Consider the following 15,895-nt stretch of genomic DNA (forward strand, 5'->3'; position numbering starts at 1 on the left):
CTCGGGCGTAAGCCGCTGCGGCACATCGGAGTCGAAAGTGATATGTATGAGTAGTAGATATTTTAGTGTTAGACTAAATCGCATAGCGATTTCGTGGTGAGGAGGTGCCGTGCTCGCACAGGCTGAAACCGTCGACGCGACGGCGACTGTGACCGGTGTGCATCGGGCTCTGGTGCTCGAACTCGAAAGCGCGCATTCGGACCAGGCTCAGCAGTCGCATGTTCTGGAGGTCGCGGACGCGTTGTTTCATCGCGCGGTGCTGACCGATTTGCTGCCGGCACGCCGCGCCCGCGCCCGCGACGAGCTCGCGGAGCTGATGTCGGCTGTGGCGCCGTGGGCCGAGCTGGACCCGCACCACGATCCGTACCGGACTGTCGCCGATACCGCGGAACCGCTGGCTGCGGGTGACCTCGTGCCGCATGAGCTGACCGCACGGGTGCTGCACCTTCTGGCGCGCACCGACCTGCCCGAACTGGGTACTGCGGGACCCGCCGAGCGCTTGAAAACGGAAGCGACCGTGATGAATTGGCTCGGAAGGCAGACGTCGTCCGGGTTGAGTGTCGCGCAGGTCGAAAAGTATCTGCGCGCGAAGACGGGAGAGCCGATCTCGGTGGAGTCGGTCGCCGAATTGTCCGGCGGATTCTCCAAGACGACGACCGCGGTGAGTCTGCGCCGGCCCGGACGCGAGCCCGAACGGATCGTTTTACGCCAGATCACTCCGGGACGTGACTCGCACACGCTGGCCGGGGAATACGAGGTACTGCGCTTCGTCTGGGAGCGAGGAGTGACTGTCGCCGAGCCGCTGTGGATCGAACCGCAATCCAATGCTCTAGGCGGTCCGTTCTTCGCCTCACGCCGCGCGGAGGGCGGCAATCTCGGTGATGTCTTCGGGCCGGACGAAGGCACCGGCCCGGAAGCGGCGGGAGAGTTGGCTCGGGCGCTGGCGAGGCTGCATACCGTCGAACTCGACAATATGCCGGATACCCCGGTCGCGCCGATGTCGACGCATGGTGAGATCCTCGCAGCGATCGATGAGCAGGAGCGGCTGGTCGCCGCCGCTGATCCGGCTGGCGGACTGGTCGTCCACCCGCTGCAGAATCTGCTCTTCGCCTGGCTGAGGACGCATGCCCCCTCGGGGGTGCCCAGGCCCGTCCTGCTGCACGGTGACCCTGGGTTCCACAACATTCTCGTCCGCGACGGGGCGTTGACGGCACTGCTGGATTGGGAGCGCGCCCGGGTCGGGGATGCCGCGCAGGACCTTGCCTATGTTCGCCCCCACGTCACGCGAGTGCAGCCGTGGGAGGACTTTTTGCGCGTTTATCGAGAAGCGGGTGGAGAGGCCCCCGACGACGATCGGTTGCGCTTCTACAGCGTCTGGCACGATGCGTGGAGATTCGTCGGAGCCTATCGTGGGCTCGGGCGACTCGTCTCGCAGCCGCGTACGTTGCTGGACGGTGTTCTGGGATTACTGCACGCGCCGAGGTTCTTGCTCAGCGGTCTGGAGAACGCCTTCGAGGTGCAGCTGTGAGCACCCGGGCGTTGCATTCGCTGGACGAGACGTTGATGCATCAGGCGCCGTGGCCGTTTCGGTTCGCCGCCACCTCCGATCATCGCTTCTACGACCGATACTGGTTCGCGGGGGTCGACCCGGAAGGCAGGGCGGGATTTCTGTCCGGGATGGCCTTCTACAAGAACATGCACGTCTGCGATGGATATGGCGCCGTCCAGGCCGGTCGCCGTCAGCACAACGCCAGGTGGTCGCGGCCACTTGCGGCGGACCTCGAAGCGACCGCGGTCGGTGATCTATCCGTCGAGGTCCTCGAGCCCTATCGACAACTGCGAGTGCGGTGGTCCGGCGCGACCACGCCGTTGTCGGCGGACTTGGTCTACAGCTCGTCGTTCGACCCCTACACCGAAGAGCACTACCTCGACGCCAGCACGGGCCGGATCACGCAGGAGATAACCCGATACAACCAGATCGGACGCTGGAACGGCTGGCTCAGCGTCGATGACGAACGTATCGACGTTCGTGATTGGTGGGGAGTGCGGGACCACTCCTGGGGTGTCCGGCCCGGCGTCGGTGGACTGGACCGGTCTGTCGCGGATCCCGCGGCGGGCCGGGCGGCGCCCATGCTGCACGCAGTGCTGTATTGCGCCACTGCAGATACGTCGATCTGTATCTCGCGGCGCGAGGACGCGGCGGGGCGGGTCACCTATCTCGACGGCGAGGTCATCGGCTCGGACGGCACCCACGCGACGGTGATCCGGGCGGACCTGTCGCCCCGGTTCGTCGACGGTGCCCGGGTGTATGAATCCGTCTCACTGCACGTTGACTGCGACGACGGGCGATCCTTCGACATCGAGGCTGCTCCGCTACTCGAACCGTGGGCGTACGCGGGAACGGGCTATGACGGAGGGTTCGACGACGGCAGGGGACTGGGGGTCCCGCGCGGCGAGATCGCCGAGCACGATGTGTACGACCTGGTCCCGCCCGAACAAGTGCTGCTGGGCGGGAACTCGACCCCGAGCGGGCACAGAGAGCAATTTGCCACGGTGCGGGTCGACGGTGTCCGAACGACGGGATACTGCACCGTGATGACCCGCGGGGCCTTGCCCCATTACGGGTTGGATTAGCGCGGCGTTTTGTCTCCACGTGCTGTGGTCTTATCCCCCGTGGGCAGTTATGCACGCTGCGGCCGGGGTGTCTGCCACGGCATCAGCGAGCGAGCGCCGAGCCCGCCGTCGACCGGGAGGACGACGCCGGTCACGTACGCGCCGGCGGGAGCGGCGAGAAACAGCGCGGCGTTCGCCACGTCGGCAGCATTGCCGGCGGCCGGCGGCTCGGCTCGGCGCCACGCGTCGGGAGCGGTGTCGGCGGAGGGGAGTAGTTGCCGATTGCCATCTCCGTGGTCGACGGCGATGGTGCCGACTCGAATCGCGTTGCACCGAACGCCGAGGTGCCCGTAACCGATCGCGACCGATCGAGTCATCGCTTCGAGGCCGGCTTTCCCCGCGGCGTACACGTCGAAGCCCGGCATCGCCTGCGCGGCGGCGATCGAGGAGATGTTGACGATCGCTCCCGAGCCGGCCTGGACCATCGTGCGCAGGGCGTAGTGCGTCGTGAGATAACACGACGTCAGTGTGCGATCGATGAGTTGCCGCCAGGCTTCCGGTGTGACGGTGCCGATCGGCCCGTCCACGTCTCGCGTGTGCAGCAGATCGGTCGGCCCGGCGTTGTTCACCAACACCTGGATTCCGCCGTGGCGAGAGTCGCATACGTCGATCACGTCGCGGACGTCGTTCTCGTCGGTGACGTCGGCTCGGTAGAAGGTGAGGCCGTATTGCTGCGCGACGGCCGTGCCGGCTTCTACGGTACGTCCGCAGATCACCACGTCAGCGCCGCGTTGCCGCATGAGTTGGGCAGTTGCCAGTCCGATGCCTTTCGTTCCCCCGGTGATCAGTGCCGTCTTGCCGTCCAGCCGAAACGGATCGTCCACGCTTCCTCCTAATAACTCTAACTATCAATAGTTGTGTTATCTGGTACCGTCAAGCGCGAACGGCGTCGAGGATGAAGAGGAGCGCTGTGTCATGGTGGACATCACGAAGCCGTGGGTCGTCGACAACGAACTCAGCACACGGTGGCCGGTCTATACGCGAGCCAATGTCGCGGAGGTCGCGGGCACGGTCGCCACCCCGCTGTTCTGGACGATGATCGGAGGCCCTCCGAACGAGCGTCAGTGGAAGCAGGCGCTGGCGGAGTTCGGCGCGTTCGATCTGGACGAATTTCGCCCCGACACTCTGGACATCCAGGGACTGGTGCACGGATACGTCTACCTGAACCTGTCGAATATGCGGACCTTCGGCGCCCGAATGCCCGGCGCGACACCGGACCTCATGGACCGCACCTACCTCGGCGACACCAAAGCGCCGGCCTATGTACCTCATCCGGATGACGCCAAGCCGGAGTACACGCAGCGCATTCTCGAGACCATCGGTCGAGTGATGGCGGAGACCGAACGTCCCGACCTCGAGGAGCATCGTCTGCTCGCGGAGAAGTTGCGCGCGGAGCGTCCCGATCTGGCGGCGATGACCGATGCCGAATTGTTGGAGCGGCAGCGCCACGTGCTCCGTGAGATCTATCCACCGTTGCTGCGCACCCATCTGCGCATGGTGTACGAGGGTTCGGTGGTCACCGGCGCCCTCGAGGAGGCCCTGGCGCCGCTGGGGGAGCCGAGTCTCTCGGTGACGCTGATGAGCGGGCTCGGAAATGTGGCATCGGCCGCTCCCAACGACGTCATGTGGCAGTTGGGACGCATGGCTCAGGAGTCGCCGACCGTTCGAGCCGAGTTCGACGCCGGTCCCAGCGACCTGGAGCGCCGCCTGCGCAGTTCCGCCGATCCCGACATCGCCGAATTCGTCGCAGGTTTCGATGACCTCCTGTACCGCTTCGGCTCCCGCTCGACGCAGGAGTGGGAAGCGAACGCGAAGACCTGGGAATCATTTCCCGCCATCCCGCTGGGCATGATCGACCGCATGCGGCTGCAGCCGGAGGAAAAGAATCCTGCCGAGCAGGCGCGCCGGTTGCGCGCCGAGCGGGAGAAGGCTCTGGCTGACTTGCGAGAGCAGCTGGCGGGCACCCCTGAACTGGTGAGAATAGAGGCCGCGCTGCGGTCGGTCGCCGTGTACTCCCCGGCCCGCGAGCAGAGTAAGACCAATACTGTCCGGGTCCTGCATGAGGGAAGGCTGCCGATGGTGGAACTCGGGCGCAGGTATGCCACTGCAGGACATTTCCGCCGACCTGACGACATCACGATGTTCCGCGAGGACGAACTCGACGCGCTGATCGCGAACCCGGGCGGATTCGGTGACCTGATCGCGGAGCGGTGGGCCTGGTTCGACGCGTTGTCCGAGCTCGAGCCTCCTTTCATCATCGAAGCGGGCAGCGTTCCGCCGGTCACGACATGGGCCAAGCGGAAGGACCCCGTCGTCGATGTGGCGGTGAGCGGCGATGTGCTGAGCGGACTTCCCGCGTGTGCGGGTGTGGCAACGGGTACGGCGCGAGTCATCCTCGACCCTGAGGAGGCGGCCGACCTCGAGCCCGGAGAGATCTTGGTCGCTCCGTTGACGGATCCGGGTTGGACGCCGCTGTTCACGTCCGCGGAGGCGGTGGTGGTCGATGTCGGCGCGGTGATGAGTCACGCCGCCATCGTGAGCCGGGAGCTGGGCATTCCGTGTGTTCTCGGAGTTACGAATGCCAGCAAGAGGATTCGCAACGGAACCCGCATCACCGTGGACGGTGGCGCGGGAACCATCACAGTTCATTGAGGTCCGGATACGGCGTCAGTCTCGAACGATGGCCACGGAGTTGGCAGCGCCGTCGACCACGACGCGGTCGCCGTCGTGGATGACCCGGGTCCCGATCTCGGTACCGATGACGTAGGGGATACCCAATTCGCGGGCGACAACGGCACCGTGGCTGGACTGGCTGCCGATATCGATCACCAGCGCGGATGCCAACATCATCAGCGGCGCCCAGCTGGGGTCGGTGAATCGGCAGACCAGGATGTCACCGGCTTCGAGCTCTATGTCCGTATCGGGTTGGGTCAGCACTCGGGCACGTCCCTCTCGTCGCCCGCCTCCGGATGCTTTCCCCGAGAGAGGACGGTCCGGCGGCGGGCAGGCGAACACCGCCGGATCTTCGGTCGTCATGTCGGGCATTCCGGTGAATGCGGTTGGAATCACGATTTTTTCGTAGATTTCTCGCTGCGACCGGCGATAGGCGATACATGCTTCGGCCCGGGACGAGCGATCGGCAGCCATGGCGTCGATTTCGGGAATCGTCAGGAAGAATATGTCGTCGGCTTCCTGGATGCGTCCTTCCGACATGTACTGTGACCCGAGTTCTCGGGCGGCTGCCCGGCATCCGTCCAACGCCATCAGGTAGGCGGCTTTGGTGAGTTCGAGTTTCCTGGTCAGTCCGGCCGCTCGGCGGAGCATGAAACGCAGAGCCGGTCGGCGAAGCCTGGGAACTTGGCACAGTAATTCGTGCTCGGCCCGTACACGGGCCCGCATCGCCTCTTCTTCCCGGTCCTTGGCGCTGATGATGTCGTCGCGGGCGCGGAAGGAGGCCACAAGGCTGTGCAGTGGACCGGGCTCTTCTCGCCACGAGAGGGTGTAGACATTGCCCTCACTCGGTCCGTGGAAACCGTAGTCCGCCAGAAAATCGACCAGAGTTCGGCGGCCCTGAGCCACCTCCCACAACGCTTCGGTCATCTGGGTCTCGGCGATACTTCCGTATCCGCGCAGCGTGTCCGACACGATGTGCTGGCACCCCGCCTTCTCGGCTGCCGAGAGAACCGCCCCCTCCGCTGCCGGCAGCAGGAACCGCACGATGGAGTGTATGTACATCGCATCGCTGAACCGCTGGGCAGCAACGTGCAGCCGATGGAGGGGCTCGGTTCGGGCGTGCGTGTTCGCAGGGTCGACGTCGAAAACCTCCTCCTTCCACCACCGGTATTGGCTCTCGCACAGCGCGGCATGACGGGAGTCGAGCCGCAGCGCACTCATGGGAAGTTTCGCGGCGATGATCGGGATCCGTTGCACAGCACGGGGTTCCGGTGGGAGGCCGGGTCGCACGCTTCCCAGCAGATCGCGTTCGACGTCATCGGGAGCTACACCGGGCAGCCGCGCGAGGACCGCGCGCAGCACGTCGACGTTCACTGCTTGGCGCCCGTAGATCGCCGCGGTGGAGCGGCGATTCATATCGCGGGACATGATTTGCTCGCGTCGGGACAGCACACCGAAATCACCCATCGAGCGAAGCCAGGCGGCCTCCAGACCGTCGCCCCACACGCTCCAGCAGAGCGGAGTAAGGATTTGCGGTGTGGCCTCTGCCGTATTCGTCGTGGACCAGTAGCGTCCGGGCTCGCTCTCGCCTCGAACCGGATCGTAGTCGGCCGTTGCTGCGATATTCGTCATGACTGTTTCCTTCGTTGGGATACGTTCGTGGTCGGCGCGGGCCGAACCACAATCGGTGCCACGACGAAGTCCTCGATCCAGCGACGCAGGTCGCCGCTGACCAGTTCCCTTCGCGACATGAAGACGTAGTGGTTGGACATGAACCAATGCATGATCCGTTCATCAGTGAGGCGCGAGACGAGTTCGCCCCGCCGCCGGCCGTGATCGAGAATCGGCTGCCAGTAATCGCATTCCATCCACATCACGCCGCTGTCTGCGGCCACCAGCTTCGCCGCCACATCGCCGAATTCCTCGGTGAAGACGACCGACAGCAACTCGTTGGAGGCCGACAACTCGGCACCGATCACCAGCGACTCGGCGATGATGTCGCGAACCGGGCCGCTGATCGGGATGCGTCGGCGTCGTTCGTCGTTGACCGATACGATCTCGTCCTGCAGGAGTGCCCGTACCAGTTCTTCCTTGTTCGAGAAGTATCGGTAGAGATTCGGGCGGGCGATTCCTACCTCACCGGCGATGTCATCCATTCGAGTGCCGTCGATCCCTTTGTCGCGCAGGATCGTTCGCGCCGCCTCGATGATCGCGCGACGTCGATCGGCTCGCATGTTCGTGGTCTGCATCCTCAGCCCGCGATCAGCTTGTCCGCGGGAATGCGGTGACGGAAATACTCGAACCAGCCGTAGCCGAACTCGACGCCGCGCGCATCGCCGCGCAACGTCGTGATCCCGGCCATGGAGCCGTACCCGTCCCACCGTGACGCCTCGAAGTCGTCCATATGGCCACTGCCGTTCGATCGGTACTCCCAGATTTGGCCGGCGGATTCTTGTTCGGCGTAATGGATCTGGCCGGAATCCTCGACGCGATAGCGGCAATCGAGATCACTGCTGGCGAGTACGACCGTCCCGACGCCGTTCAAGTCCTCGACCACGGCTGCGACTCGCATGCCTTGCCCGCCGCGGACCAGGGTGCCCCACTGCATGGTGCCGTCGTCGAGCAGATTGCCGAACGCGTTGAAGCTGTGCTCGATCTCCCGGAAGAATTTCGCTTCCTTGGGTTCGACTCCGTGCTTCCAGTAGCCGGTTTCGACCACCATGATGCCGCGGCACGGACGTCCTACGACTCTCCCCGATACGCGGCACGGGTACTCCGAATAGAACCATGGGTCCTCGGGCATCGGGGAATAGCCCTGGACCCCCAACGCCCCCGGGGTGCCTTCGAGGTGGAGAAGGTCTCCCTCGTCCCACAACACGGAGGTATCGGTCAATTCGACGTGGAGGGGACGTTCGTCGCGGGGCGCGATGGTGTCTCGGGTGCGTTGCAACACCGGCTCCGACCAGCGTCGCATCTCGGGAGAACTGAACCTGCGTAGTTCGCCACGCGCGCTCACACTGGTCTCGGGACGGAGCCCGAGCGTTCCGTGCTCATTGCACATGATGTAGAGACCGCCGGTCATCGAGCCGATGTACTTGCGTTCGACCACATAGGAGTTGCCCTCCTCGTCGCCGAGGTAGGCGTAGGTGTACTGCACCTGCATCCCCATCCCGTGATAGGTGGATGTGGGCTGCATGGTCGCCACTCGGGGCTGGAACGCGCCCACCACCGTGCGGAAGTCGAATTCACCGAACTCGGGCGAGGCCGCTTCTGCTTCGCTTCCCGTCATATGCTCTCTCGCTTCTCTCGGACGCTGTGTTCCGTTGACTGATGTTGGACAGCTATTACTTGCGGGCGCTTCACTGTGTTGGCAGCGATGCGGCGCAAGCGCGATCGGTTCGATCCTGCGCACGCCGCCTCGGGCGCTCGGTGGCGCAACTGCGAATCGGCATCCGGCCCGTGGAAATGAAACAGCAAGTTGTACAACGAGTTTCGTTGCGCCAATCCCGGTCCGGTGCCGATGTGGCGGATACGCGTAAAGAAAGTTGTATCACTTCCGCCGTCGCGTGTGGTCCGAAACTGGAACATCCATATGTAGATAGATTGTCACTAGACGTTTTGGTGGTGTGCGATTAGCATCACACCAGCTCGATACATCGAGCCGACCTACGTATCAGGAGAGATGATGGCGTCGCACAAGCTAGGTGACTTCGGTACGCAGCCGGTGGTCGGAACCTTCGACCCCGCCCCGGACGACATGGCCGTTCTGACGAGCAAGCACGGCATCGGCCTGCAGACGACGTGGCTGTACGGGTTCTTCCGCGACGAAGATGGTCTGACGTACTGCGCAGAGCGGAAGTTCGTCGGTTCTCTGACCTCCGGCTGTTTCGTCATGACCCAGAACGGCGACCCCGCCGCCGAACTCGATGTGCACAAGGATTCCGGCCGTAGCGCGCGTGGTGAATTGCGCCGGGTGCTCGACGGCAAGTCCCGCCGCTGGTTCGATCCCGTCTTCCAACGCCTGCCGGAAGGCACCTTGCCGGCAGGGGAGCAGCCGGTGGAGTTGGAGTTCACGCGCGAGCGGCTGATCTACAACGAGGGGGACATCCTCTCGCTGGAGGGACCGTCGGCCGGGCTCGGCGTGCAGTTCTTCATCCCGTCCCTCGAGCGCCCGCTGCTGTACACCTCGACCTGCTTCTGGATGGAGGGCCTCTTCCAAGGGAAACAGGTATCCGGCCCGATCTGGTTCGACAACGCCTTCTGGCGCCATGGCCTGGAGTGGAAGGAATATGGCTACTTCACCGACTACCAGATCATGTGGCACGTGTTCTGCAACAAGTTCGACGACGGAAGCTTCGAATGGGGCCATCTCGTCAGTGGACGCGATGGGTTCAGCCCTGGCGTCGTGGTGCAGAGCAATGGAGACGTCGCCATGACGAGCCGGACCGACCCGCTGTTCACCCTCGACGCCGACGCCTGGCCGGTGGACACGACCTGGGGTATCGGCGACAAGACGTACCGGTTCGTGGGGCCGGAGAACGGTCGCATGACCGAGTTCTCACAATCCCGCTGGGCCAACTACCGGGCCCAGCTGGGGCAGACTCGATTGGTCGGTGACACCCGGACACTGGCCGATGGGCTCACCTGGAACGAGGGTTTCACCGACCGAATCGGTCCCGACGGCAGGCCGGCATGAGCGCGCTGACCCCGGCCACCGACACGCTTTTCGATCCGGTGCACGGCACCTCAGAGAGCGACCGCTTCTGGACCTTGGCCAATACCGGCGAAGTCACGCCGGGGATTTTGGCGGCGCTGGACTGGAGTGTGTGGGACAACTTCGAACTCGCTGTGCGGCAAGCGTGGTTCGATCTCGGGATCATGCGAAAGTCGGACGTCTACCTGCCATCGGATCCGAACCTCCGCCAGACCTTTCCCTTCTATGGGCGCCACGCGCTCAACGTCGACTATGTGCGCACGTTCATGGGATCCGTGCCCGGAGCGTCACCGAACGATTTCGAAAGGGATATCTGCGGAACGGTCCGTCCGGGCATGCCCGACACGAAGGGTTCCAATCGGCGACTGCCGGCGATGGTGAGGAAGTTGCCATCGGCGTACCGACGCACAACCCGCGAACTTCACGCGCGACACCAGGACACCCACGAGTGGTGGCAGAAGGAGGTTTTCCACGCCGGTGGCGGCGGCGACGCACTCGCCGATCTCCACGCGTCCGCGCAGCGATTCCGCGAAACAATGAGCTTGCACATTCGCGTGCGCACCTTTCTCCAGGGAGTGCAGGGTGCGCTGACCGATCTGGCAGGCGCATGCGGGCGCTCGGACCTCGCGTTGGCGGTCTTCTCCGGATTCGGTGGTGTCAGCGAATCCGCCCTCGCCGAGGACATTTGGGGACTCGGCAACGGCCGTCTCACCATGCAGGCGTTCCTCGAACGGCACGGATATTACGGTCCGAACGAGGGGATGGTGTGGACGTCGTCTTGGCGAGAGGACCAGTCGCCGCTGCACGCGCTGACCAAGTCGGTCGCCGCACGCTCGGTCGACGAGGCTCGCAGTCGAGCCGAGGACGTGATCAGGGCACGGGAGGAGGCAGAGCGAGAACTACTCGCCTGCCTGCCGAGGACACGGAAACCAGTGGCGCGCTTCTTGTTTCGACAGGCCGCTACTCAGGTTCGCAATCTGGAGCTGGGTAAGGCGACATACCATATGGCGCTCGATGGCTGCCGTGCCGCCGCGCGCCGGCTCGGTGCGGAGCTTCACCAGCGTGGGATGGTCGCGGACCCGGAAGACGTGTTCTTTCTGACCATGGAGGAACTCCGCGAGCCCCCGCAGGCCCTTCGCGCGCTCGTCGCGTTCAGGCGCCAGCGGCGGAAGGAGTACGACGCCATTACCTTGCCGATGACGTTCTACGGTGTTCCGGAACCTGTGCGGGAGACCGGAGCGGACAGTTGCGTCACCGAGCTGACAGGCATCGGAGCGAGTAGCGGCGTCGTGTCCGGGCGCGCCAGGGTCGTGGACGACATCGTGGACGACGAAATCTTCGACAGCGGCGATATTCTGATCTGCCGAACCACCAATCCGAGTTGGACGCCGCTGTTCACGCTGGTCGACGCGGTGGTCATCGACATCGGTAGCACCGCGAGCCACGGCGCGATCGTGGCTCGTGAGCTCGGAATTCCCTGTGTGATCAACACCGGATCGGGTTCCCGGGTCATCCGCACGGGTGACATGATTCGCGTGGACGGAACTGCGGGCGTGGTCACCATAGTCGAGAGGCGCTCGTCGGCCTGAGGCCTGCGCGTTTTCGATCGACCATCACAATGGCGAGGGACACTTACACGTCCCTCGCCATTGTGCGTTATACAGTTGAGTCGGTGGTTCAGGGGGACAAGACTTTCGGCACGCTGTGCGCTGCGCAAACTCGACGCTGTCGTGTGCCGGACTCCGTCCCGTTGCGGATGGTCGCGGAAACATAAAGTGCGACAAAGGGTTCGGGCCGAGTCGTGGTGAGACGGCAAGGTCCCGGCTCGATCGAGACCCACAGGTGTGGGTGACGCCGAGCCGGGACCGGTGAGTGTCGCCTCGTGAGCCCTTACCGCGCGGTCGTAGCCAGCGCAGGTTTCCGCCAGCGCAGGACGGCCAGCGCGGCGAGAACGATCCCGACGACCAGCAGGACGATCGGAAGCCAAACCCCCAGCAAGGACAGCATCGTGGCGTTCTTCGACAGGGTGTGGGCGGTGTCGCTGACCGCGGAATCGGCGGTGTGCAACTTCACGATCGACAGCGGGATCGTGGGAACGTCCTTGCCGTCGACCGGGACGGTCACGTACAACCCCTGGGTCTGGCTCACCTTCAACGGCGCCCCGAACTGGCTGTCGACGGCGGCGTTGATCAGGTTCGTGCTACCGAACCCGATGGTGACGACATCGGACATGGCCGGCAGGGCCGCGGTGAGCGTGGCCCGGGACTCCACGGGGACGATCCCCGCCTGCAGCAGGCCGGCGACTGCCGCTTTCGGCAGCTGCTTGGGAAAGTCCTTGAACTGGCTCAGAACGCCGGGGCTGGCGATGGGGCCGGCCGCGTCGATCTTGTAGTTGTAGACGTCGCGGCCGTCGATCGTGCTTTCGTTCTGGAACGCGGCCGGTTGCGCGGTGCGAGTTACCGGATCATAAAGGGCGGTACCGTCTTTCGGCGGATTCATCGGCCAGCTGAACGCGAGACCCTTGTGGGCTTCGAAGGAGGCCTGGTCGTCGCTGGGAACCAGCGACTTCTCCTGTGTTTCGCTGATGGTGACCGGCGAATAGTCGACCCGGCTCACCGCGTAGGTGTGCACGTCCGGTTGCGTCGACCCGTCCGGCAGGCTGAGGAGGGCCTTGCTGGTGACGATGGCCGTGTCGCCGCTCACCGTGTCGACCTTGAGCGAGCGATCGGCAGTGATCGGCATTTCCGGAGTCAGCAAGTGGGCGAGGTCGTTGGCGGCGAAGGCTTTCGGATCGATCGTCTGCATCGTGCCCTCGTACTTCTGCGATTGATCGAGATCGGCAGGAAGTTTCGTCAGGGCCGGGAGCGCGACGAATCTGATGATCGCTGCGGCTGCTATCAGCACGACCCCCAGGACAAGCCACACCACTGAGGATTTTCGGACGGTCATCATGGACTCCCTCATGTCGGGTCGGCCTCCCGCGCTACGGGGTAGACGCCGGGATGGCCGATGAATCTGTGTAAGTGATCAGCCGCGACGCCAGCGGACGGCAAAGATAGCCAGACCGCTGCTCTGTAATCGCCGGACAGGTCGTATGACCTGAGTCACTTTATCGTAAGTGCGACTATTGAGGGATAGATTATTGCGAACTCGCGTAAAATTTCAGGCAGCGATGGTGGTACTGCCGAGTAGATCCTGGTGAGCGTCGGCTACGACGACGTCGTCGAGGGCGGCCGCGCCTTCTGTGTGCCGCGAAGGCCGGCGGGAAGCGGGGCCGGGAGTGCGCCCCTGCTTCGTCCGGCGTAGTCGGCCTCGGGGGATCTATGCGTCGCCGAGGGAATGCCGCATGGCGGTGAGGACCTCGTGCAGGCGGTTGATCTCCTCCGTGCTGCTGCCCTGCATTCCGAAATCGATCGTCGTCAGTCCGCGCGTCGCGTTCTCGACGACTTGGCGGCCGTGCTCGCTGATGGTGACGCAGGTCGCGCGGCGGTCGGTGGGATGCGGACTGCGACGCAGCATCCCGCGCTGCTCCAGGCGGTCGGTCGCCAGCGTGGCCGTCGTGGCGTGCACCAGGAGGTTGCGCGCCAAGCTGGAGATCAGGCGCGTGCCGGTCTCCGACAGCTGCAGGGTCATGAGCAGCAGGTAATCCGTCATGTTGAGTCCGTGCGAGCGAAGTTCGGTGTCGACCGCATCGGTGACGATCCGCTGGTAGCGCAGCAATGACGTCAATGCGAGAAACCTTTGCTCGTCGCCGTCCAACCGCTGCTGTTCCCAGTAGTGCCGGGCCCAATCGACCGGATCGGATGCGGTGTCGGGCATCCTCTGTGTTCTCGTCACGCTGGCCTCCTCTGACTCGGCAGGACCACTAAAAGTCTACTAGCAAAGTTATTTGGTCGTCCACACGACTGTCTCGGGCATGGTTCGGGATGTCACATCCTCCCTGACGGGACGGCATCGGAGCTGATTGAGCCTGATGGTGGTATCAGGTGAGGATGTCGCGCCGAATTGTCAGACGTGGTCTATTGCAAAATAGTCTATGAATAGAGTGTAATTGTGCTGTCCATCACAAGCAGACCTGGTCGTGTCGCGCCCCATACCTCGGCTGCCTGGCTGCCGGGAATCGGCGGCCCTGCCGAAGAGGCGCGGCGCCGGAGCAAGGAGAACGTTCGTGTCCACTGCCGTCACTGATCCGATTCGCGGCACCTCTGAGCCGAATCGGTACTGGACCAGTACCAATCTCGGCGAAGCCTGCCCCGATGTGATGACCCCGATGTGCTGGAGCGTGTGGGAGGGATCGGCCGAGCTCGGCTGGCTGTATTCGATGTCGGCATTCGGGGTCATACCGAAGAAGAAGGTCCTGGTATCGCCGGATGTGAACGACCGCGGCCTGTCGTGCTTCTACGGGCGGCAGGCGCTCAACGTGGATGCGATCAAGAAGACCATGTCCGCTCTGCCGGGCGTGGACGGCGACGACTTCGAGCGCGATCTGATGGGCAGTGTGCGGGCGGACGCGCCGAAATTCGACGGCACTCTCCGGCGCGTGCCGGTGCTCATGTTCAAAGCGCCGATCACGTTGCTGCGCATCGGCAAACGCCTGCGCCGCATGCATGACGAGATGTATGCGAAGTGGCTCGATACCGTGTACGAGTCCGGGCCCGCGGCGCAATCGTCCGATATCCCGCCGATCGATCGTTTGGTAGCGGCGCGCGAGGACTTCGTCAAGATCTTCTCCCAGCACTGCGTCGTTCGCTTCATGTTCCAAGGCGGCCAGAGTGCTGTGACCGCGGCCGCGGAGCAGGCCGGTGACTCCGCCCTGGTGGTCGAGTTGCTCTCGGGCGTCGGAGATGTGAACGAGACGCGCATGGCTGACGATTTGTGGCGCCTGGGCCGGGGCGAGCTCACGGAAGACGAATTCCTGAGGGCCTGGGGGTATCACGGGCCGAACGAAGGCAACGCGTTCACGACAGTGTGGAGGGAGAACCCGGCCCCGATTCGTGCGTTGGCCACCGCCACGGCACAGCGAGAGCGACCCGCGGACCGCGCTGCGCGCGCGCAGGCGGCAGGCGCCGAGGCGGAGCGCCGGCTGCTGGCGGCGACGCCTGCGGCGAAGCGCCCGGCGATGCGATGGTTGCTGCGCCGGATGCGCAACATCGTGCGCACCTTGCAGGTAGGCAAGGCTGCATATTTGATGGCCATCGACGAATGCCGTTGGGCCGCACGTCAGTTCGGTGCACAGCAGGTTGCGGCCGGTACTTTGCAGCAGGTCGACGACGTCTTCTTCTTCACCATCGAGGAATGCCAGGAGCTGGCCGCGGGAACGCTCGCCAATCCCCAGGAGATCGTCGATGTGCGTCGGGCGACGAGGGCGGAATACAAGTCGATGGTTTTGCCTCTCGCGTTCTACGGCATGCCGGAACCGATCACGATCGAAGCCGAGGTCGGTGGGCGCACTGTCACGGAGTTGGCCGGTGCCGCGGCCGGCGGCGGCGTCGTGGAGGGACGCGCTCGTGTCGTCATCGATCCCGAACAGGAAGTGGATCTGGAGCCGGGAGATATCCTCGTGTGCCGGTTCACAGATCCCAGCTGGGCGCCGTTGATGGCGTTGTCGGAGGCGCTGGTGATCGATATCGGTGGCTCGGCCAGCCATGGTGCGGTTGTCGCTCGTGAACTCGGCATTCCGTATGTGATCGGTACCGAGAACGGGACCCGAGCTATCGGCGAAGGTGACCGAATTCTGGTCAACGGTACCGACAATCTCGTCAAGGTGCTGGAGCGAGCCGACGCGGCGCAGTCCGCCTGAGTTTGCCGGACAGACGAATCCGGGCTCGAACGATC

At 64.2% G+C, this 15,895-nt stretch carries 12 protein-coding genes; 6 read left to right on the forward strand and 6 right to left on the reverse strand.

Features of this window, described 5'->3' with window-relative positions; all coding sequences use genetic code 11:
• The first annotated feature begins 109 nt into the window (after positions 1-109).
• Together ON37_RS29650 and ON37_RS29655 are read left to right on the forward strand one after the other, a co-directional pair.
• The gene (locus tag ON37_RS29650) at positions 110-1,528 is read left to right on the forward strand and encodes a phosphotransferase family protein (protein WP_040724196.1); all 1,419 of its coding nucleotides are present in this window, start codon (positions 110-112) and stop codon (positions 1,526-1,528) included.
• Positions 1,525-2,634: an Rv3169 family protein gene (locus ON37_RS29655; RefSeq protein WP_040724197.1), complete on the forward strand. Its 1,110-nt coding sequence runs from the start codon at positions 1,525-1,527 to the stop codon at positions 2,632-2,634. Before ON37_RS29650 ends, ON37_RS29655 begins: the two co-directional genes overlap by 4 nt.
• A 47-nt stretch (positions 2,635-2,681) precedes the next feature.
• Here ON37_RS29655 and ON37_RS29660 read toward each other — a convergent pair whose 3' ends face one another.
• Positions 2,682-3,497 (reverse strand): SDR family NAD(P)-dependent oxidoreductase, encoded by an 816-nt coding sequence (locus ON37_RS29660; RefSeq protein WP_040724198.1) that lies wholly within the window; start codon positions 3,495-3,497, stop codon positions 2,682-2,684.
• 91 nt (positions 3,498-3,588) lie between these two features.
• Between ON37_RS29660 and ON37_RS29665 the strand changes: the two genes are divergently transcribed.
• Complete coding sequence (locus ON37_RS29665) at positions 3,589-5,325, forward strand: PEP-utilizing enzyme (protein ID WP_040724199.1); 1,737 nt, start codon at positions 3,589-3,591, stop codon at positions 5,323-5,325.
• Between the two features lie 15 nt (positions 5,326-5,340).
• Here ON37_RS29665 and ON37_RS29670 read toward each other — a convergent pair whose 3' ends face one another.
• Genes ON37_RS29670 through ON37_RS29680 form a run of 3 tightly spaced genes read right to left on the reverse strand, consistent with a single transcriptional unit; the run spans position 5,341 to position 8,635 of the window.
• Entirely contained in the window at positions 5,341-6,978 is a 1,638-nt protein-coding gene (locus ON37_RS29670; RefSeq protein ID WP_040724201.1) for a PEP-utilizing enzyme, read from the reverse strand.
• Positions 6,975-7,580, reverse strand: a complete 606-nt coding sequence (locus ON37_RS29675; RefSeq protein WP_157171707.1) for a TetR/AcrR family transcriptional regulator — start codon at positions 7,578-7,580, stop codon at positions 6,975-6,977. The genes ON37_RS29670 and ON37_RS29675 overlap by 4 nt, the downstream gene beginning before the upstream one ends.
• A gap of 17 nt (positions 7,581-7,597) precedes the next feature.
• Positions 7,598-8,635 (reverse strand): hypothetical protein, encoded by a 1,038-nt coding sequence (locus ON37_RS29680; RefSeq protein WP_040724203.1) that lies wholly within the window; start codon positions 8,633-8,635, stop codon positions 7,598-7,600.
• Between the two features lie 393 nt (positions 8,636-9,028).
• Between ON37_RS29680 and ON37_RS29685 the strand changes: the two genes are divergently transcribed.
• Both ON37_RS29685 and ON37_RS29690 read left to right on the forward strand, forming a co-directional pair.
• Positions 9,029-10,042 (forward strand): hypothetical protein, encoded by a 1,014-nt coding sequence (locus tag ON37_RS29685; protein ID WP_083893390.1) that lies wholly within the window; start codon positions 9,029-9,031, stop codon positions 10,040-10,042.
• Positions 10,039-11,649 (forward strand): PEP-utilizing enzyme, encoded by a 1,611-nt coding sequence (locus ON37_RS29690; protein ID WP_040724206.1) that lies wholly within the window; start codon positions 10,039-10,041, stop codon positions 11,647-11,649. The genes ON37_RS29685 and ON37_RS29690 overlap by 4 nt, the downstream gene beginning before the upstream one ends.
• A 301-nt stretch (positions 11,650-11,950) precedes the next feature.
• Here ON37_RS29690 and ON37_RS29695 read toward each other — a convergent pair whose 3' ends face one another.
• Together ON37_RS29695 and ON37_RS29700 are read right to left on the reverse strand one after the other, a co-directional pair.
• On the reverse strand, positions 11,951-13,024 hold the full coding sequence (locus tag ON37_RS29695) for a porin PorA family protein (RefSeq protein ID WP_306306523.1): 1,074 nt from the start codon (positions 13,022-13,024) through the stop codon (positions 11,951-11,953).
• A 357-nt stretch (positions 13,025-13,381) separates the two neighbouring features.
• Entirely contained in the window at positions 13,382-13,897 is a 516-nt protein-coding gene (locus ON37_RS29700; RefSeq protein WP_040724208.1) for a MarR family winged helix-turn-helix transcriptional regulator, read from the reverse strand.
• 331 nt (positions 13,898-14,228) lie between these two features.
• Here ON37_RS29700 and ON37_RS29705 point away from each other — a divergent pair, with 331 nt between their 5' ends.
• Positions 14,229-15,860 carry a PEP-utilizing enzyme gene (locus ON37_RS29705; protein WP_040724209.1) on the forward strand — a complete coding sequence of 544 codons (1,632 nt, stop codon included), beginning with the start codon at positions 14,229-14,231 and terminating at the stop codon, positions 15,858-15,860.
• Positions 15,861-15,895 lie beyond the last annotated feature (35 nt).

Source organism: Nocardia veterana NBRC 100344, from assembly GCF_000308855.1.
In the GTDB taxonomy this organism is placed as follows: domain Bacteria; phylum Actinomycetota; class Actinomycetes; order Mycobacteriales; family Mycobacteriaceae; genus Nocardia; species Nocardia veterana.

Bases quoted from the DNA above. Each gene is read 5' to 3' on its own strand.
- ON37_RS29665 (WP_040724199.1), top strand. From the start codon at position 3,589: ATGGTGGACATCACGAAGCCGTGGGTCGTCGACAACGAACTCAGCACA.
- ON37_RS29670 (WP_040724201.1), bottom strand. From the start codon at position 6,978: ATGACGAATATCGCAGCAACGGCCGACTACGATCCGGTTCGAGGCGAG.
- ON37_RS29675 (WP_157171707.1), bottom strand. From the start codon at position 7,580: ATGCGAGCCGATCGACGTCGCGCGATCATCGAGGCGGCGCGAACGATC.
- ON37_RS29680 (WP_040724203.1), bottom strand. From the start codon at position 8,635: ATGACGGGAAGCGAAGCAGAAGCGGCCTCGCCCGAGTTCGGTGAATTC.
- ON37_RS29685 (WP_083893390.1), top strand. From the start codon at position 9,029: ATGATGGCGTCGCACAAGCTAGGTGACTTCGGTACGCAGCCGGTGGTC.
- ON37_RS29690 (WP_040724206.1), top strand. From the start codon at position 10,039: ATGAGCGCGCTGACCCCGGCCACCGACACGCTTTTCGATCCGGTGCAC.
- ON37_RS29695 (WP_306306523.1), bottom strand. From the start codon at position 13,024: ATGAGGGAGTCCATGATGACCGTCCGAAAATCCTCAGTGGTGTGGCTT.